The organism is Alteromonas salexigens, assembly GCF_025628895.1.
GTDB classification, from domain to species: domain Bacteria; phylum Pseudomonadota; class Gammaproteobacteria; order Enterobacterales; family Alteromonadaceae; genus Alteromonas; species Alteromonas salexigens.
Genome location: NZ_JAOTJC010000012.1, coordinates 1 through 18006, shown reverse-complemented (window position 1 = coordinate 18006; position 18006 = coordinate 1). Strand labels below are relative to the sequence as shown.

Annotated in this window: 19 protein-coding genes; 14 read left to right on the top strand and 5 right to left on the bottom strand. The window is 52.5% G+C overall.

The annotated features are described in order from the left end of the window. The first annotated feature begins 209 nt into the window (after positions 1 to 209). Complete coding sequence (locus OCL06_RS12905) at positions 210 to 896, top strand: SDR family oxidoreductase (RefSeq protein WP_262995776.1); 687 nt, start codon at positions 210 to 212, stop codon at positions 894 to 896. Between the two features lie 2 nt (positions 897 to 898). Here OCL06_RS12905 and OCL06_RS12900 read toward each other — a convergent pair whose 3' ends face one another. Continuing rightward, positions 899 to 1285 (bottom strand): response regulator, encoded by a 387-nt coding sequence (locus OCL06_RS12900; RefSeq protein WP_262995202.1) that lies wholly within the window; start codon positions 1283 to 1285, stop codon positions 899 to 901. Positions 1286 to 1464: 179 nt separating this feature from the next. On the opposite strand from OCL06_RS12900, the gene aceK reads away from it, so the two are divergent. From aceK to OCL06_RS12885, 3 genes are all read left to right on the top strand, one after another. Next, entirely contained in the window at positions 1465 to 3186 is a 1722-nt protein-coding gene (gene aceK, locus OCL06_RS12895; protein ID WP_262995200.1) for a bifunctional isocitrate dehydrogenase kinase/phosphatase, read from the top strand. A 106-nt stretch (positions 3187 to 3292) separates the two neighbouring features. Then, entirely contained in the window at positions 3293 to 3973 is a 681-nt protein-coding gene (locus OCL06_RS12890) for a response regulator transcription factor (RefSeq protein ID WP_262995774.1), read from the top strand. After that, entirely contained in the window at positions 3970 to 5337 is a 1368-nt protein-coding gene (locus OCL06_RS12885) for a sensor histidine kinase (protein ID WP_262995198.1), read from the top strand. Before OCL06_RS12890 ends, OCL06_RS12885 begins: the two co-directional genes overlap by 4 nt. A gap of 38 nt (positions 5338 to 5375) precedes the next feature. Here the strand turns inward: OCL06_RS12885 and OCL06_RS12880 are convergent, their stop codons facing one another. After that, positions 5376 to 5918 carry a DUF3833 domain-containing protein gene (locus OCL06_RS12880; RefSeq protein ID WP_262995196.1) on the bottom strand — a complete coding sequence of 181 codons (543 nt, stop codon included), beginning with the start codon at positions 5916 to 5918 and terminating at the stop codon, positions 5376 to 5378. Next, positions 5915 to 6433: a chalcone isomerase family protein gene (locus tag OCL06_RS12875; RefSeq protein WP_262995194.1), complete on the bottom strand. Its 519-nt coding sequence runs from the start codon at positions 6431 to 6433 to the stop codon at positions 5915 to 5917. The genes OCL06_RS12880 and OCL06_RS12875 overlap by 4 nt, the downstream gene beginning before the upstream one ends. 132 nt (positions 6434 to 6565) lie before the next feature. Here OCL06_RS12875 and OCL06_RS12870 point away from each other — a divergent pair, with 132 nt between their 5' ends. The 4 genes from OCL06_RS12870 (at position 6566) to nspC (ending at position 10463) form a co-directional block, all read left to right on the top strand. Beyond that, positions 6566 to 7444 carry a 1-aminocyclopropane-1-carboxylate deaminase/D-cysteine desulfhydrase gene (locus OCL06_RS12870; protein WP_262995192.1) on the top strand — a complete coding sequence of 293 codons (879 nt, stop codon included), beginning with the start codon at positions 6566 to 6568 and terminating at the stop codon, positions 7442 to 7444. An 87-nt stretch (positions 7445 to 7531) separates the two neighbouring features. Beyond that, the gene (locus OCL06_RS12865) at positions 7532 to 7933 is read left to right on the top strand and encodes a hypothetical protein (RefSeq protein ID WP_262995190.1); all 402 of its coding nucleotides are present in this window, start codon (positions 7532 to 7534) and stop codon (positions 7931 to 7933) included. A 181-nt stretch (positions 7934 to 8114) separates the two neighbouring features. Beyond that, complete coding sequence (locus tag OCL06_RS12860) at positions 8115 to 9317, top strand: saccharopine dehydrogenase family protein (RefSeq protein ID WP_262995188.1); 1203 nt, start codon at positions 8115 to 8117, stop codon at positions 9315 to 9317. 15 nt (positions 9318 to 9332) lie between these two features. Next, positions 9333 to 10463: a carboxynorspermidine decarboxylase gene (nspC, locus tag OCL06_RS12855; protein ID WP_262995186.1), complete on the top strand. Its 1131-nt coding sequence runs from the start codon at positions 9333 to 9335 to the stop codon at positions 10461 to 10463. Between the two features lie 96 nt (positions 10464 to 10559). Here nspC and OCL06_RS12850 read toward each other — a convergent pair whose 3' ends face one another. Then, positions 10560 to 10826: a hypothetical protein gene (locus OCL06_RS12850; RefSeq protein WP_262995184.1), complete on the bottom strand. Its 267-nt coding sequence runs from the start codon at positions 10824 to 10826 to the stop codon at positions 10560 to 10562. A gap of 132 nt (positions 10827 to 10958) precedes the next feature. Then, positions 10959 to 11807 carry a 16S rRNA (cytidine(1402)-2'-O)-methyltransferase gene (gene rsmI, locus OCL06_RS12845; RefSeq protein ID WP_262995183.1) on the bottom strand — a complete coding sequence of 283 codons (849 nt, stop codon included), beginning with the start codon at positions 11805 to 11807 and terminating at the stop codon, positions 10959 to 10961. A 132-nt stretch (positions 11808 to 11939) separates the two neighbouring features. Between rsmI and OCL06_RS12840 the strand changes: the two genes are divergently transcribed. The 6 genes from OCL06_RS12840 to OCL06_RS12815 all read left to right on the top strand — a co-directional run bounded on the left by OCL06_RS12840 (position 11940) and on the right by OCL06_RS12815 (position 17884). Then, positions 11940 to 13865, top strand: coding sequence for a penicillin-binding protein activator (locus OCL06_RS12840; protein ID WP_262995180.1), 1926 nt, complete (start codon positions 11940 to 11942; stop codon positions 13863 to 13865). Between the two features lie 35 nt (positions 13866 to 13900). Further along, on the top strand, positions 13901 to 14242 hold the full coding sequence (locus OCL06_RS12835) for a YraN family protein (protein ID WP_262995178.1): 342 nt from the start codon (positions 13901 to 13903) through the stop codon (positions 14240 to 14242). A gap of 29 nt (positions 14243 to 14271) precedes the next feature. After that, on the top strand, positions 14272 to 14868 hold the full coding sequence (locus OCL06_RS12830) for a phosphoheptose isomerase (protein ID WP_262995176.1): 597 nt from the start codon (positions 14272 to 14274) through the stop codon (positions 14866 to 14868). Between the two features lie 6 nt (positions 14869 to 14874). Next, positions 14875 to 15462, top strand: a complete 588-nt coding sequence (locus OCL06_RS12825) for a BON domain-containing protein (protein WP_262995174.1) — start codon at positions 14875 to 14877, stop codon at positions 15460 to 15462. 187 nt (positions 15463 to 15649) lie between these two features. Continuing rightward, the gene (locus OCL06_RS12820; RefSeq protein WP_262995172.1) at positions 15650 to 17038 is read left to right on the top strand and encodes an MFS transporter; all 1389 of its coding nucleotides are present in this window, start codon (positions 15650 to 15652) and stop codon (positions 17036 to 17038) included. A gap of 165 nt (positions 17039 to 17203) precedes the next feature. Further along, the gene (locus OCL06_RS12815; RefSeq protein ID WP_262995170.1) at positions 17204 to 17884 is read left to right on the top strand and encodes a NirD/YgiW/YdeI family stress tolerance protein; all 681 of its coding nucleotides are present in this window, start codon (positions 17204 to 17206) and stop codon (positions 17882 to 17884) included. Positions 17885 to 18006 lie beyond the last annotated feature (122 nt).

Below are 18006 nucleotides of genomic sequence, written 5' to 3'. Positions count from 1 at the left end.
ATTTACGCAATACAAAGCCACTTAAACGAAACCTATATCCTTATTTTGAAACAAATTAGACACCAGCATTTCACCCAGCTTGAAATAGACGTCTACACATCCAACCAGTAGCAAGTATCTGGTTTCAGGACTTATAAATGCACAAGTGATCCTGGCTCGGATAATTGCACAATGAATCTTACCTGTAACGATTGCTATCCACAGAGGAAATTATGAAATCTAAAATTGTACTGATTACCGGTGCATCGAGTGGCATCGGTGCGTCTACCGCAAGACGCCTGGTCAATGATGGCCACAAAGTGGCGCTTACCGCACGCAGCGAAGAAAAACTGGCTTCACTGGTCCACGAATTGGGTGATGACGTTGCCGTGGCATTTCCGGCCGATGCCACCCAATACTCCGCTATACAACAGGTGGTAGAAGATGCGGTAGCCCATTACGGTCGGTTGGATGCAACCTTTGCCAATGCCGGCGTCGGGCTGTCCGCAGCAGGGACAGAAAACGGCGATGTGGATGAGTGGGACACCATGATCGACATCAATATAAAAGCCTTGCTGTGGACGGCAAAAGCCACGCTGCCTCACCTGAAGCAGTCTCAGGGCCATTTTGTGTTGACCAGCTCAGCGGCAGGCAGAATGAGTATCAAGGGCTCTATTTATGGTGCCAGCAAATGGTTCGCATATGGCTTTGGCCGAAATCTGGCTGAGGAAATGGCTGAGTGGCAGGGGCGCTGTACCACAATTTGTCCCGGGATGGTGAACACACCGTTTTTTGATGAGCCTAAAGAAGACAAGTTACAGCCCGAAGACGTGGCCGAGGCCGTGTCTTATGCCCTCAACGCTGATCCTCGTAACAATGTACGAGAAGTATTTTTGATGCCTTCTAAGATGGGCTGATGCTACCCGGCGAGCGCTTCGGTGAGGATAAAGCCGTAGCGCTCCAACACGGCCTGCAGCGATGCTTTCGATATCGGCTTAGCCAGAAAATCCAGAGCGCCAAGCTGCATCACCCGCGTGCGCATCTGTGGCTGAATGTCGCCTGATACCACCACCACAAATACCTCAATGCCCTGCGCTTTAATCGCATTGAGCACATCTATTCCATCGACATTCGGCATGGTCAGATCCAGCAGCATCAGGTCCATGCGTTGCTGCCTCAGCATGGTAAGTGCCTGCGCCCCGTCTTCTGCCTGAAATACCTTTTCAGCGAAGCCTTCTGGCAAGCTGCGCGCAGCCATTTTTCTGGCTAGCGCCGAGTCATCACAAATTAGTACATTAAAGCTCACAGTATTGCCCTGTTGTTATCTTCTGGCATTCTGTGCAGCGAAAATCTGTAAGTTAGCACCGAAAACCGTGTATTGTTCCCTACTTAAGCTTGCTTACCGTACCTTAATTTTTATCGTTAGGGAACGTATTTTAACCAACAAGGCCCCTGGCAGTCAGCAGCTAAGAACTGGAGTCGCGGATGCAAAACATAGCCCAACCTCAAAAGGTGGCATACCAAATCATCACCCACTTTGACCAAAGCTACCGGTGGTTTACCCGAATAACCCGTGGGGCGCAGGCTCGCTTTGAGCAGGGTAAATGGAAAGAGACCCTGTCAGCATCCCGGGAACGCATCACTATTTACGAAAAAAGCCTGGCTGATGCGGTCGCTGATCTCTATCAGGAAGTGCCTGTCCATCAACTGAGCGATGACTTCTGGCAGCAAATGAAAAAATACTACGCCCGCTTGTTGGAAGACCACCCGCAATTTGAATTGGCGGAAACCTTTTACAACTCGGTTATTGGCCGGCTGTTTAAACACAGACACATTGATAATCAGATTATGTTTGTCCTGCCAAGCCGGTGTTACTTGCCGGGACAGGACCGTCTAAAGGTCATTTACAGCTTCGATACCCGCACCAGTGTGCGCGAGATGTATGAAGCGATTTTCCGTGTGTACCGGTTTAATATTCCGTTCGATAATTACCAGCGGGATTTGTTAAATCTGGAACGGGCGCTACGCAAGCGCCTCAATCGCGCTCAACTCGCCTCGGTTACCGCTGTAGAGTTACTCAAATCAGTGTTTTACCGGGGTAAATCTGCCTATCTGATTGGCCGGATTTGTATGCCCGATGAAACCCTGCCGTTTGTCGTTTCGCTACAGACCAGTGCAAAGCAGGCGCTGGTAGTGGATGCACTGCTTACCGACCGTAAGGATCTTAGCGTTATCTTCGGTTTCGCCCGCAGTTATTTCATGGCCGACACTCAGTACCCCGCAGAGGTCGCCGCTTTTTTGCAGGAATTACTGCCTAATAAAAAGCATTTTGAGCTGTATATGGCACTGGGCCACTATAAGCACGGAAAAACCGTGTTTTATCGCAATTTCCTGCAGCATTTAGAACATAGCGACGATATGTTCGAGGCGGCCCCGGGTGTGCGCGGGCTGGTAATGATGGTCTTTCACCTGCCGTCCTACGGTGTGGTTTTCAAAATAATTAAAGACGAATTTGCCGAAAGCAAAAAAATAACCCGTCAGCATGTTAAAGACTGCTATCGCCTGGTAAAAATGACCGACCGGGTGGGCCGTATGGCTGACACCCATGAATACATGAACTTTCGATTCCCGCTCAACCGTATTGCCCCGGAGTTGCTGGCAGAACTACAAGAAACCTGTGGCTCCAGTGTGGAGATCACGGACCAGGAGTTAATCATCCGGCACTTATACATTGAACGTAAGATGACGCCGCTGAACCTGTATCTCGAACAGCAAACCGATCCGCAGAAAATACGTCATGCCCTTTACGAGCTGGGCTCATGCATAAAACAAATTGCGCTGGCGAATATCTTTCCGGGGGATATGTTGCATAAAAACTTCGGCATTACCCGCCATGGCCGGGTGATATTTTATGATTACGATGAAATTTGCCTGATGAGTGAACGCAATTTTCGCGCCCTGCCAAAATCGGACGATCCGTATTTTATGGATACCCTCTCAGTAGCCCCTAATGATGTTTTCCCTGAACAGTTTGAACATTTTATTGTGGGCAAAAAAGCGCTGAAGGAACAACTTAAAGTGCTCCACCCGGAGTTGATGACACCCGCATTCTGGCATGAAGTACAGCGTATAACGGCACAGGGAGAAATTCCTGACTTTACGCCGTACAACCCTGCTATGCGTTTTCCCCGGGATGAAGCAATTTAGGCCATCCCCTGGTATTTGTGATCGTAACCTGTTGCTCGGCGGTACTAGCATCAGGGTTAAAAATAGCTGTTCAGCACGGACGGGGCGTAAGTTTTCACACATGACAATGAACGTATTACTGATTGAAGATGATCTCACAGTCGCTCAGAATATTCGGCAGGGACTGACCGCCGCAGGCCATGACTGTGACGTGTACAATGATGGCAAAGCCGGATTGCAGGCTGCCACAGACAGTGTCTATGACCTGGTGATACTCGATATTATGCTGCCTAATGTAGATGGTTTATCTATCCTGGAAGCCATGCGTAATGAAAATGTGGCGACACCGGTATTGTTGCTCAGCGCGAAAAGCGATGTAGATGACAAGGTCAGGGGGCTGCGCAGCGGCGCCAATGACTACCTCACCAAGCCCTTCGCCTTCGAGGAATTACTTGCCCGTGCAGAGGGCCTGGCGGGCAGAAAAGCAGACAGCGATGAGGCTACCCATATTAAAGTTGGCGATCTGGTTTTGGACAGGTTAAACCGTAAAGTCCGCCGCGGCGATACCGAGATTGAACTGCAATCGAAAGAGTTTCAGTTACTGGAGTGCCTGCTGCGTCACCGCGGCAAAGTGGTAACCCGCAGCATGTTGCTGGAGCACGTATGGAATTACCATTTTGACCCCCAGACCAATGTGATTGATGTGCATATCAGCCGGTTACGCCAGAAAGTCGATAAAACGTTTAACGTTCCCTTAATTGAAACAGTGCGAGGCACAGGCTACCGGATCTCAGGCGACTTTCAGTGATCGCCATTGGCGCGTTTACGCGCAGCTCCAGCTTTCGGGTCGGAGCCATTCTTACTACGCTGGTCGTCGCGGCCATGCTGTTTATTATTTACATCTGGCGAATAACCAGCGGCGAGATCCTGCTGCGTGAAGCGACCGCCGCCCTGAATGCCGACCATGTCGCCATTACCACACTTAGCGCACATTACAGCGAAGATACAATTGCCGGTGTGATCGCCAGTACCCTTGGCGACGCAACGCACCCGCCGCTGTTTGCCATTGCCGATAACGCAGGCCGCCTTATTACCGGCAACATCACGCACTGGCCGGTATCGGATACCACCCCTACCCAAAATACATTAGCCGACTTGCAAATCCACCAGCCAGATCAAGCCTCTCGTACCGTCGAGACGCTGTACGAGGTGAGCCGGCTTGGTGATAACCGGGTGCTGTTTGTAGGTCGTAGTGTGGGTGAACTGAGTACCTTACAGTGGATAGGCTCAACGTTCAGCTGGGTAGTTCTGGGATTACTGGCCGCAGTAGGCGTGTTGAGCTTTATGGTGGCAGTCTATGTGGTGAATCGTATCAACCGCATGTCGCACACGGCCGAGAAAATAATCCGCACCGGTGACTTGCAGGAGCGTATGGAAATTGACAGCAACTGGGACGACCTGAGTCAACTGGCGGTGGTCTTTAACGGTATGCTGGACAAGATCGAAGCGTCGGTGGATAACATTAAAAATGTTACCGACAATATCGCGCACGATTTGCGTACCCCTCTTGCCCGCCTACGCGGCACCCTTGAACACATTGACGATGATGCGCTGCGTGAGCAAGCCACTCAGGAAGCAGATAACCTGCTCAGTATGTTTAACAGTCTGCTGCGCATCAGCGATATCGAAACCAAACGCCAGCGCCAGGGGTTTACCCAGATTGCCTTACACACGGTGGTCGGCGATGTCACCGAACTCTATCAGCCGCTGATTGAGGGGGAAGAAATGACCTTCAGTGTGGAACTGGACGCCGTCACCATGACCGGGGATCCGAATCTGTTATTCCAGGCGGTGGCCAACGCCATAGACAATGCCCTGAAATATGCCGGTAAAGGCCATCATATCAACGTCTCGCTAAGGCGTAGAAAGGGTAGCATTGTGCTGAGCATTAACGATGACGGGCCCGGCCTCGACGCCAGTGAATTTAGTAATCTGGAAAGACGCTTTTTCCGTGCATCAAGCAGCCGCACCACCACAGGCAATGGCCTGGGGCTGTCGCTGGTGTCTGCCATCATTACCCTTCACCATGGTGCATTGTGGTTTGTAGACGATCCGCTTTGTAATGGCTCGGGCTTAGGGGTGGTGTTTACCTTTCCTGAAGGGCGTGATTAAGCACAGAGGCTACAACGGCTTGCCCCCAGCGTTGTCTCTTATCCCTGCCGCTGCATAAAGATGGTAACTTCCGCCATTACAAGTCCAAGCTTTCTGATATAAGAACGGTTCATCATGGTGCGGTCATCGAAGGCCCAGAACCAGTCGTCAAACGACACTTCATAGGTAGTGTCGTCCACTGGCAGATCCATCTGATACCGGAAGTTAAACGCATTGCCATGCGACGTGCCGGTAGCCGTCCCCAGAATATCGCCGGCTTCTCCCTCAAAGGTGTTTTCCCCTGTTTGCGTAATACGCCACACCCGGGATTTAACCCCGTCGCCCACGCCATAAGTAAATGACTCATCCAGAATTAACACCCCGTTTTCAATGCGACCGTTGATGTCCACCATAAAACGCTGGACAACCTCCCCAGAGCGGTTCTGAACAATCCCCCATGCTTTCACATTGCCATTAAAAAACGCCTTAATATCAAAATCCGGGGCAACGCTTTCGTAATTACTGCCATCCACCGAGACTGAGCAACCACCTAACATCAGGGTCAGTAGCAGTGTGCACGCGGCCAGGGTAATTTTTTTCATTCGTTAGCTCCGTTAAGCAACTTTTCACGTAACTCCGGTTCGGAGGTTTCAGGCCCCAGCCAGATATTAAAGAACCAGGTGGCGAAGTCGGGATCTTCCACCGCCCCCAGCTCTTGCCCGTCCTGATAAAACCGGGTCACACCGTCTTCATCCACCACCCCAATCAAATGTTCACCCTCTTCTATATCGGGAAAGATCCGCTGCATGGCCGCTGACCACTGCTGAATTTTATTCCCGTCATCCAGGCCCTGTGACTTCATTTCTTTAATAGAACGTTCAGCAATCTTCTTACCCTTAAAATCCCGCAGATAATCGAGTTTAAGTGCAAATCGTTTAGCCGGCCACGTAGCGTCAGGTGCATACAATGTGGCGGTATACACATCCCAGAAGTAGTAGGTAAACTTCGCCTGTCCGACCTGGGCAGCGTTTGGCACCGAATTGTTCACCACATTGGGAACCACGCCGTGGGCAGCAAACACGGCCAGGCTGGCCAGTAGTATTAAAATGCGTGACATAAACCGTCCTTTCTTTTTATCCTGTTGTTTATACCTTGCGACCAGAGAGGGTGATCATCTGTTACATATCCGTAACGATCGCCTGCCGTGGTTCGGGGCTAGCACTAACCTGTCTGTTCACGTGAGTACCCTTTGACAATACAACTGCCCTCCCCGCTTACCCGGATCACGCCTGGCTGGCGTCATGCCGACACCCTGACTTTGTACGTGAAACGGGATGACCTTATTCACCCGGTAATCTCCGGCAACAAATGGCGCAAGCTGGCGCCAGTCTTAGCCGGATTGCCGGACTCATGCACGGGCATGGTCAGCTTCGGGGGCGCTTTTTCCAACCACCTGCATGCTCTGGGTTATGCATGCTATTGCCGCGGGCTGGCATTCACGGCCATTGTGCGGGGCGATTACCGCTCTCAGCCTACGCCTATGTTGCAGGACCTGATGGCGTGGGGCGCTACCATCCGCTATGTGACGAAAAAAGAATATGGGTTAAGGGAGTCGGCGGCGTATCTGAACGAGCTACAGCACGCCTTCCCGACCCACATTATTATTCCTGAGGGAGGCAGTCAGTCAGCGGCGCTGGATGGCATTGCAACCATGATAGAGGAAATCCTCACCCCGTTTACTTTCTTGCTGGTGCCGGTGGCGAGCGGTGCAACGCTGGCCGGGGTGGCCAGTGCGCTGGGTGACCCCCAACGGGCCATTGGTATTGGTGTACTGAAAGGCGAAGGGTACCTGGAATCGCTGGTCGAACGCCTGTTGTCGGTGCCGCGCAGCAATTGGCATATTAACCATGATTTCCACTTTGGTGGTTACGCTAAACGACCGGCTGCGCTGCGCGAGTTTTGCGAAGCGTTCTCTCGTGAATGTGACATTCCCGTGGAACCGGTTTACAGTGGCAAATTGTTCTACGCCCTGAAAAGCTTGGTTGAAAACCGATATTTTGCCCCCGGCAGCACCGTAGTGGCCGTTCATACCGGGGGCTTACAGGGAAGCAGAAAAACTGTGATCTAATCATCTTCATTACGCGTTTGTAATGGTGAGAGCCAGCGTATGGAGTTGACATTCCGGCGCTTTCATTTATTCATCTGGAGATGGCGTGTGATTCATCGACCACAATCTTTACCCGGACCGTTGCAGGCTCTGGTTCACCGGGCTCTGGAACTCTGCGAGCTTATGTTGCCACATTGCAGTGCGTTTTACCCTTTTGCAGCGCTTCTCGAAGACGACAAAGTGGGCTGCCTGTTTATAGATGACAGCGAACACGTGGAAAACGACACCGATTTAATTGAGCAATTGCAGTGGCGAATTATCGATACCACCACCGATGCCAACAGTTACAGCGTGCTGGTGTACGCGGCGACGGTGAAAACGGATAAGCACAAACAGCTTGATGCCATTGCCATTACCGCGACCTACCCCGATGGACGGGAAACGCTGCTGCTTTACCCCTATTTCAGAGTAGGCAATCGCATCGTGTTGTCGCCGCCTATTCACGGTTAACGTGCCAAAGGCAGTGCCTTTACGTCGTTTCACAAAGGGACGCGGATAACAAAAACACCTCAGGGTGAGCCCGAAATGGCTCACCTTTTTTTGCTTTGGCAGCAACACTCTTTGCTTGCCAATTCGGCGTTGTCTGCTAGCATTCAGCGCAAATTTATAAGCTCAAATGGGAATCATTGATATGTCTCGCGTATTAATTATTGGTGCCGGCGGTGTTGCCGCGGTAACCGTTAAAAAATGTGCTCGTCTGCCGGAGTATTTTGACGAGATTTACCTGGCCAGCCGCACCGTCTCTAAGTGTGAAGCGTTGCAGGAAGAAGTCGGTAAGGATCGGGTTAAAGAAGTATTCGCCGTAGATGCCGACGATGCCAAGGCGGTTGAAGATTTAATTAATAACGTGAAACCCGATTTGGTCATTAACCTAGCATTACCCTACCAGGATTTGCCCATTATGGATGCCTGTCTGGCGACCAAGACCCATTACCTGGATACCGCCAACTACGAGCCGAAAGACGAAGCCAAATTTGAATATTCATGGCAGTGGGCGTATCAGGAAAAATTCCAGAAGGCGGGTATCATGGCGCTGCTGGGCAGCGGCTTCGATCCGGGCGTGACCAATGTGTTTACCGCCTACGCTGCTAAACACCACTTCGATGAAATCCACTATCTGGACATCGTTGACTGCAACGGTGGCGATCATGGTCAGGCCTTTGCGACCAACTTCAATCCGGAAATTAACATCCGCGAAATTACCCAGCGCGGTAAATACTTTGAAAACGGTGAGTGGAAAGAAACCGATCCACTGAGCGTGCGTGAAGATTTGGACTATCAGAATATTGGTGTACGTCCCTCTTACCTTATGTTCCATGAAGAACTCGAGTCCATTGTTAAGCATTACCCCAGTCTGAAGCGCGCCCGTTTCTGGATGACGTTCGGAGATGCTTATCTGAATCACCTGCGGGTACTGGAAGGCATTGGCATGACCAGCATCGAGCCGGTTGAATTCCAGGGCCAGAAAATTGTCCCGCTGGAGTTTTTGAAAGCGGTACTGCCTAACCCGGGCTCACTGGCTGAAGGCTATACCGGCATGACGTGTATCGGTACCTACATTACCGGCATTAAGGATGGCAAAGAGAAAACCATCTTTGTTTACAACAACTGTGACCATGCCAAGACGAACGAAGAAGTAGGCGCGCAGGCAGTATCATACACCACCGGTGTCCCTGCTATGATTGGTGCAATGCTGATGCTTAATGGCACTTGGAACAAGCCAGGGGTATGGAACATGGAGCAATTTGATCCTGACCCGTTCCTCGAGCAGCTGAACCAACACGGCCTGCCATGGCACGTTCTGGAATGCGACAGCAGTCCGTTTACTAAATAACCCGGAGACTTGCGCTTGACCGATTTAACGCAGCGTCAGGATATTCCTTCTCCCTGTTATGTACTGGAAGAAGAAAAGTTAATCCGTAACCTTGAACTGATGAAGCGCGTCCAGGCGCAGTCTGGTGCCAGAATTATTCTGGCACTGAAAGGGTTTTCAATGTGGTCGGCCTTCGACATCATTAAACCTTACCTGCACGGCGCCACAGCCAGTTCAGTCTGGGAGGCCAGGCTGGCCGCGGAAATGGGCAAAGAGGTGCATGCCTATGCCCCCGCTTATAAAGACAGCGAAATCGCGGCGCTTAAGCCCATCGTGCATCACCTGTCGTTCAACAGCCTCACGCAGTGGCAACGCCACCGTGATGCGCTTCCCGGGGTGTCACTGGGGCTGCGTATAAACCCTGAACACCAGGAAGCCAATACCCCCCTTTACGACCCGGCAGCACCCGGCTCACGGCTGGGCGTTCGGGCCAGTGAACTGGCCGGTATCGACCTCACTGGTATTGAGGGTTTTCACTGTCACAATTTATGTGAGTGCGACTCGTATGCCACTGCGCGCACGCTACAAGCTATCGAAGAGAAGTTCGGCGACTGGCTGAACGAACTGAAATGGCTAAATCTGGGTGGCGGGCACCTGATGACCAGCGAAGGTTATGACGTTGAGCACCTGATTCAGACTCTCAGTGGGTTTAAAGCACGCTATCCCCATCTGGATGTGATCCTGGAGCCGGGCTCGGCGGTGGCATGGCAGACCGGCCCGCTTATCGCCGAAGTGGTTGATGTAGTGGATAACGACGGACCTATTGCGATCCTCGATATCTCCGCCACGGCCCACATGCCTGACGTACTGGAAATGCCTTACCGGCCGGCAGTACGCCACGCTGGGATGCCCGGAGAGCAGGCTCATGACGTCAAACTGGGCGGCAATTCCTGCCTGGCGGGTGACGTCATCGACACTTACTCCTTTGCTGCGCCGCTGCAACCCGGGGACAGGCTGCAGTTTGAAGACATGATGCATTACACCATGGTCAAGACCACGTTCTTCAATGGTGTACAGCATCCGGCCATCGCTATTTTACGACAAAATGGCGAGCTGGATGTGGTCAGGCAGTTTGACTACGACGATTTTAAAGCAAGACTGTCGTAATCACGCGTGTCTCGCGTCATTGCCGAATAAAAAACGCTGCCAGATGGCAGCGTTTTTTTATTGATCTAAACCAACTCTGGTCAGCACTGAATGCGTCTACAGCACGCCCCGACCGGTAAGCATACCGGAATCATCCACTTCGCCTTCCGCGATGACTTTATCGTCCAGGAAAATTTTAAATCCGGTATTGGCGGGGGCGCTCAGGTTATACCGAAACCCGTACATGTGTTCTTCGGCCAGGGCTACTTCGGTGCTGGTATTTGGGCTGATGAGGTCAAACACCCCGTCATCATTCTTGTCGGTAAATATGTCTACCATCCATTTACCGTCGTTCATTTCAATGCGTAATTCATGCTGATTCATTTGCGTTGTCTCCGTTAACGGCTTTGTCAATGAATAGTCAATTCCCGCCGCACCAGATCACCTGTTACCCGGCCGGTAACAGCGCACAGCACCGAGCCAGCAAAGTGCAATTAATCCCTGAGGGCATGCTAATTAATCTTCACTGGCCTGTTTTGCATCCAGTCCCGCCTGGTAGAGCGCGTTTTTCTTCAGGGCGTAGTGGTCAGCCACGACGGCGGCCGCCTTTTTCAAAGGCAGATGGGCAGACAGCGACTTCAGCAGGGATAATGCTTCCGGAGGCAGCTCCTCATCCGGTGCCGGCGCCGGAGCGACCATTACCACGAACTCTCCCTTCTGATGCACCGTATCTGCCTGCAGCCATTCCACCACTTCAGCCGGCGTACCGCTGACGTAGGTCTCAAAAGCTTTAGATATTTCTTTGGCAATGACGATGTGGCGATCGGCGAAGTGCTCATCCATGGCCTTCACCGTATCGAGTATACGCCGGGGGGCTTCGTAAAAAACGCTGGTAAAAGTCCGCTCCCGGATAACCTCTAGCGCGGCACTGCGCGCCTGCATTTTTACCGGCAGAAACCCATCAAACAGAAAGCGGTCAGTGGGCAGTCCGGACGCACTCAGGGCAGTAATTGCCGCACAGGGGCCGGGTAACGCCACCACCGGAATTCCTTCCTCGCGGCAACGACGGACTAAGACAAACCCCGGATCGCTGATAAGCGGGGTACCGGCGTCACTGATCAAGGCGACCTCTTCGCCCCCGTGCAGACGACTGCATAACATGGCAGTACGCTTATCTTCATTATGTTCATGCAGACTCAGCGTGCGTGTGTTAATGCCAAAATGCTGCAGTAACCTTGCACTGTGGCGGGTATCTTCCGCTGCGATCCACGCGACCTGGCTCAACGTAGCCAATGCGCGGGCAGAAATGTCATCAAGATTACCTATGGGTGTGGGAACAATATAAAGCGTAGCCGGCTCAGACATAGTAAGTAACGCTGTGTTTAACACGAATGCGCAAAGTGTATCACGCCAAAAGCACAGTTTATCGGTCAGGCCATAGATTTTCCCGCGTGTTCAGATAAACTTGGCTACGAACTCACAAAGAAGGATCCGGACGTGCGTGACGTTTTATCGCAACACTGTAAGCTCCTCGGTGCGGGTATAAGCACACTGCTGCTGATAAGCGCGTGCAGTGCACCCCCATCGCAGCGAAGCGCCTCTCCAAGTCAGGTCAACACCCTGCCCTCCACGACCGTTGACGCCGACGCCAGCCCGGCCAGCTTACTGGCTGAAGCTCGCTCGATATGGCAAACGTCCAGGGATCAACTACAACGGGATACCCTGCTGCTGCAGGCAGCACAGTTGGCGCTGGAATCAGATGACACCGGCACAGCCCGTAATATTCTGCTATCACTACAACAGCAAGAGCTGGATCCCCGGTTACAGGCTCGTGCCGATGTGCTGACCGCGCTGGCCTTTGCCGAGGCCAGCGAGCACTACCCTGAGGAAATGCTGGCCTTATTATCCACGCCGGCTGACGATGATGCCTTACGCTATGGTCAGTTAGATTTGCTCACGCAACTGTATCTGCGACAGGGCGATTTGCTGGCCGCAGCCAACAGTTATGAGCAGGCCATGCCGCCTTCAGACGCCCATACCCAACAGGTATGGCAATGGGTAAACAGTGTCAGCCCGCTGCCGCAGGATGCTGAACAACGCTTTCCCGCGCTGCGCCCTTATTTCGCGTTACGGTCGCTGCTGGCAAACCATGGCTTGAACACGCAGGAACTGGCTGAGGCGACGGCCCAGTTCAAACAGGTCTACCGGGGCCACAGGCTGGTCACGTACTGGCCCGAAGAAGTGGCTGCCGCTACCGGGCTGAGTAGTCCGAACATCACCGAGATTCTGGTGATGCTGCCCTTAAGCGGCAGGCTGGAGACCACCGGCATGGCCATTAAAGAAGGCATTTTATCCGCTTATTACCGGGCACTTAACCAGACCAATAATGAGCAGCCATTACCCGAGCTGGAGTTTGTCGATACCGTGGGTAAGTCCCCTCAGGCTCTGCGGGACGCCATCGGTCAGCATCGCTGGATTATCGGTCCGTTGCTGAAAGAAACCATTGAACAACTGGTGCCCCTGCTACCGCCCTATGTCAATATGCTGGCACTCAACCGGGCTGACGAGATCCCTGCTGAGCCTTCGCCACTGACTTCACAAGCGCCACAGGAAATGGCCATAACTGCCGAGCCGGGCTTTTTTGCTCTGGCCCCAGAAGACGAAGCCTATCAGCTCGCCGAGAAGATCTTTCATAAAGGGTACCGGGCGCCCATAGTGGTTGCCGCAGACTCCAGTATCTACCAGCGCATGAATGAGGCCTTTGAGGTCCGCTGGCAAACCCTCACCCGACATCAACAGGGTGATGAGGAAATACAATTAACCTCTGTCAGTTACACCGATAATGACTCGCTGCGGGAAGGCATTACCCGTGCGCTGGACGTGGAGCAAAGCAAGGATCGTATAAATCAGATTCGCTACATGGTAAACGAAGAGCTGTACAACGTGCCCCGTAGCCGTGGCGACATCGACGCTATCGTGGTATTTGCGTCACCGGAACAGACCGAACTGTTGAACCCCATGGTAGAAGCCAGTCTGAGTCCGTTCGATGGCAAAGTGGTCCCGGTGTATGCCACTTCTCGCTCGATGGAGTATGACAGTGGCAAAAATCAGTGGCGTGACCTGCAAAACGTGCGGTTCCTGGATATGCCGTGGATGATGCCTGAACACCCGTGGCAGGATGTAAAAGCTGAAACTGAACAATTATGGCCACATCGCAGCACGCAGCTGGACAGACTGTTTGCCTTTGGTGTGGACGCCTATAACCTGCTGCCATCGTTGCCGGCAATGGGCCTGTTAACCCAGGTAGAAATAGAGGGTCTTACCGGCACACTACGGATGAACGCAGACCACCAAATTGAACGCCGCCTGCCACAGGCGAAGATAGACAATGAGCGGGTGATCCTGCTAAAGCAAAGCGACTAATACCGGCAGGATGCACAGGTATCAGGGAGAGAGCCATGTCGGTCAGACAGGGAACCGCTGCGGAAAATGACGCCATACGGTTTTTAACCAAACAGGGACTGCAGCTGATAGAGACCAATTATCGCACCCGCGGTGGAGAGCTGGATTTATTGATGTGGGATCAGCACACCTTAGTGTGCATCGAAGTAAAATACCGCCGTCATGGCCGCTATGGCTACGCAGCGGAATTCGTTACCACAAAAAAACTGCAACGGATCCGGGCTGCGTTTGAACGATATTTGTTGGATAATGGTCATAGTCCTGTGTCGACCGCCGTGCGCATTGATGTTATTGCCATCGATGGCGGCACCTGCCAGTGGATTAAGAACGTGGTATAAGCGCCCAAAAACCTTGGAAAACGAGAAGTATGATCGAAAATATTAAAGCCAATTTCACCGAAAGCATTCAAACCAAAATTGCCGCTTCAGAAATTCTGCCCGAAGCGATTGAAAAAGCCGCAATGATGATGGTGGAAGCGCTTATCCGCGGAAATAAAATTTTAAGCTGTGGTAACGGCGGCTCGGCCGGCGATGCTCAGCATTTTTCTTCTGAGATGCTGAATCGCTACGAGCGGGATCGTCCGAGTCTGCCTGCGATAGCGCTGAGCACGGATACCTCTACCCTCACCTCCATTGCTAATGACTACAGCTATGACGAAGTGTTTGCCAAGCAGGTGCGGGCGCTGGGTCAGCCGGGTGATATTTTACTGGCGATCTCCACCAGCGGCAATTCGCGCAATGTGATTGCTGCAATGGAAGCGGCGCTTTCCCGGGATATGACTATCGTGGCTCTCACGGGTAAAGACGGCGGCGAAATGGCCGGGTTCCTCAGTGAGCACGATGTAGAAATTCGGGTACCGTCAAACCGTACCGCGCGTATTCAGGAAGTCCATCTGCTGGTAATCCATAATTTGTGCGAATGTATTGATGACAGTCTGTTCCCGGCTGATCACGGTGATGAATAAGGTCTTATGCTAAACATCAAATCAATTAACCTGGTGGCGGTGCTGTTAGTATCGCTTACCGTTACTCAGTTGCAGGGCTGTGCAGTGGCTGTGGTTGGAGCCGGCGCGGCTGCGGCCAAAGTCGCTAACGACAGACGCACGGTGGGCACTCAGCTTGACGACCAGAACGCCGAAGGAGCCATTGCCTATCAGTGGTCTAAAAGCGAGGCGTTGAAAAAGGAGGCGAACTTGCGGGCTGACGTTTATAACGGCGTCGCGCTGATTACCGGTCAGGTGCCCAGCCAGGCGTTGCTGAATGAAGCCATTCAGGGTGCCCAACGGGTTGAGCACATCAAAAAAGTGCACAACCAACTACGGGTAGGCGAGCCCATTGGTGCCTCGCAACAAGCTACAGATATCTGGCTGGCCTCCAAAGTCAAAACCAAGCTGGTAGCCGATGAGCGCGTGCCCGCCATGCAGGTTCGCGTCGTGGTCCAGAACGCAGAAGTGTTTTTGATGGGACGGGTTACTAATCAGGAAGCGACCGCCGCAGTGGATATAGCCCGGCATGTAGGTGGGGTAGAGCGCGTAGTGCGTGCGTTCGAAATCATCTGATTACCGCGCCGATATCGGTCACAGAAGACGGTTTCGATCCAAATCGTTTAGCTCCTGCGTAAACCCTTGCTGAACCGAACTGTGAGGCGGTGGTACCATTAGTGACCCGCTGAGTGCAGAACATCGCTCTGCACTCAGCTGATAAGTCCGTGCTTACACGTCATCTCTGACATCATAACGGAATCGCATGTTTTCATTAGATCGCCGTACCGCTGTGGCTTTGCTGGTAGCGGGCGCGCTTTTTATCGAAATCCTCGACGCCACGATCATTACCACAGCCCTGCCAATTATTGCCCGTGATTTCGGCGTACCCGCGGCGCATCTGTCGGTGGGCGTTTCCTCCTATTTAGTGGCAGTCACCATCTTCATACCGATTAGTGGTTATATGGCCGATCGCTTTGGTGCCCGGCACATCTTTATCGCAGCACTGTGTACCTTCATGCTGGCCTCAGTACTGTGCGCCCTTGCCGAAAATGTCTACAGCTTTACCGCTGCCCGTCTGCTACAGGGGATAGGTGGCGCCATGATGGTGCCCGTGGGCAGGCTGGTAGTATTACGGGATGTGCCGAAAGAGAGGCTGGTGAAGGCGGTGGCCATTCTCACCTGGCCGGCGCTGGGAGCACCTTTGCTTGGCCCGGTCCTGGGTGGGTGGATAGCTACCCATTGGGGCTGGCCATGGATATTCCTGATTAATCTCCCCCTCGGCCTGATTGCGCTGACAGGTGCCCTGCTGTTGCTTAAAAATTACCGCGTCGACACCGGGCCGTTTGACTGGCGGGGTTTTCTGTTGTGTGGTGCCGGCTTTGGTACTCTGATGGCCGGGCTGGAATTACTCAGTAGTATGAACGCATCGCGCATTGCTCCCTGGCTGCTGGTGGCCACTGGCATACTGCTACTGGTGTTGGCGGTAAAATACCTGCTGGGCGCCCCTGCGCCTTTACTTACATTTAGGGCGATGCAAAAGAAAACCTTCCGGGTCACGGTATTAGGTGGCTCAGTGATCCGTATTGCGATGTCCAGCACACCCTTTCTGATCCCCCTGATGTTACAGCTTGGACTGGGATACACAGCGGTCGAAGCGGGCACTATGTTGCTATGGCTGTTCGCCGGTAACCTGGCAATCAAGCCCGCGACCACCCGGATCATGAACCTGTTTGGCTTTAAACGGATCCTGATAGTCAACGCGGTTGCCATTGCGGCTGGCTTCATGGCACTCGGGTTGGTGACAGCTGCCACCCCCACCTGGCTGCTGGGGCTTATCCTGTTTATATCCGGAATGAACCGGTCTGTTCACCTGACGGTGCTTAATACACTCAACTTTGCTGACATCCCCCACACTCAGATGCGCGATGCCAATACGCTCAGTGCGGTACTCATGCAGATGAACCGTGGCCTGGGGATCACGGTAGGCGCTCTGGCACTGGCTCTGGCCAGCTATCTGGCCGGTGGCAGCAATGCCCAGCCTGACCTGATGCATTTCCACCTTGCCATGTTGTTTATGGGTGGGCTGGCGCTGGTAAGCATTATTGATAGTCTGCGTTTAGCCCCGAATGCTGGCAATGCCGTGCTTAAATAAGCCGGTAAAGCCTCAATGGAACACTGTAAATATCATAATTTGCCTAAAATATTTTCAAAGCCCCTCCCCCTCTCATCCTTGCCCAAACAACCTAAGCTACTGATTTCATTGACTGGCATCGTGGTTGCACCTGTAACAGTGAGTTTTGAAAAAAGGAGGAAGATTATGAAAACGGTAAATACTATGCTTTCAACTGCAGTTGCAGCAGCCCTTTTCTCAGCCCAGGCAGTTGCCGCAGACGGTAACCTGCTAAAAGACAAATCGGATCTGTCAGAATGGGAAGACAATACCTGGCTGACAGTCAGTGGCCAGATTAAAGAAGTCGGTGATGATTCTTTCGTACTGCGCAGCGGTGATGACCGACTCACTGTTGAGTTTGAAGATGGTGACGACGATGAAGATGCCCAGATGTTTAACGTGGGCGACAAAGTCACGGTATCAGGCGAAGTAGATGAGAACCTGTTCCTGGATACGTCACTGGAAGCCTCCAGCGTATTCGTTCACGACTGGAATACTACCTTCGTCGCGGAAACCACTGATAACGAGCTGAAAGATCGTTTCATCGCCACAGCCACGGTGCCGTCTGATCTGGATGATATGACCCTGATTGGTTCTGTTTCCAGTGTGAATGGCGAGACCATTCAGTTAACCACCTCAGGTGTGACAATTGATGTGGATGTGAGTGAGCTGCCAGGCAACCCTCTGAGCGATGACGGTTATCTGCACATTCAGGAAGGCGACCGTGTAAAAGTTGATGCGTCTATTGAGAGCGCTTTCTACAATGAGTCTATGGTAGTGGCGGAAGCCCTTATCCGACTCAATGATGTCAGCGAAGACAACGCGTAAGTTTAACTTGCTGCACAATCACTCTCTCGAAGCCGGGCGCCCTGCCCCAATGCCAGTCAGTTAAGCTGACTGGCATTTTTCTTTTTAGGGTATTTACGAGGCAGTCCCTTCACTACCCGTGG

Excerpts from the sequence above, each read along its gene's own strand:
- aceK (WP_262995200.1), top strand. The coding sequence starts at position 1,465 with ATGCAAAACATAGCCCAACCTCAAAAGGTGGCATACCAAATCATCACC.
- OCL06_RS12890 (WP_262995774.1), top strand. The coding sequence starts at position 3,293 with ATGAACGTATTACTGATTGAAGATGATCTCACAGTCGCTCAGAATATT.
- OCL06_RS12880 (WP_262995196.1), bottom strand. The coding sequence starts at position 5,918 with ATGAAAAAAATTACCCTGGCCGCGTGCACACTGCTACTGACCCTGATG.
- OCL06_RS12875 (WP_262995194.1), bottom strand. The coding sequence starts at position 6,433 with ATGTCACGCATTTTAATACTACTGGCCAGCCTGGCCGTGTTTGCTGCC.
- OCL06_RS12860 (WP_262995188.1), top strand. The coding sequence starts at position 8,115 with ATGTCTCGCGTATTAATTATTGGTGCCGGCGGTGTTGCCGCGGTAACC.
- OCL06_RS12850 (WP_262995184.1), bottom strand. The coding sequence starts at position 10,826 with ATGAATCAGCATGAATTACGCATTGAAATGAACGACGGTAAATGGATG.
- rsmI (WP_262995183.1), bottom strand. The coding sequence starts at position 11,807 with ATGTCTGAGCCGGCTACGCTTTATATTGTTCCCACACCCATAGGTAAT.
- OCL06_RS12835 (WP_262995178.1), top strand. The coding sequence starts at position 13,901 with ATGTCGGTCAGACAGGGAACCGCTGCGGAAAATGACGCCATACGGTTT.
- OCL06_RS12830 (WP_262995176.1), top strand. The coding sequence starts at position 14,272 with ATGATCGAAAATATTAAAGCCAATTTCACCGAAAGCATTCAAACCAAA.
- OCL06_RS12825 (WP_262995174.1), top strand. The coding sequence starts at position 14,875 with ATGCTAAACATCAAATCAATTAACCTGGTGGCGGTGCTGTTAGTATCG.
- OCL06_RS12820 (WP_262995172.1), top strand. The coding sequence starts at position 15,650 with ATGTTTTCATTAGATCGCCGTACCGCTGTGGCTTTGCTGGTAGCGGGC.
- OCL06_RS12815 (WP_262995170.1), top strand. The coding sequence starts at position 17,204 with ATGAAAACGGTAAATACTATGCTTTCAACTGCAGTTGCAGCAGCCCTT.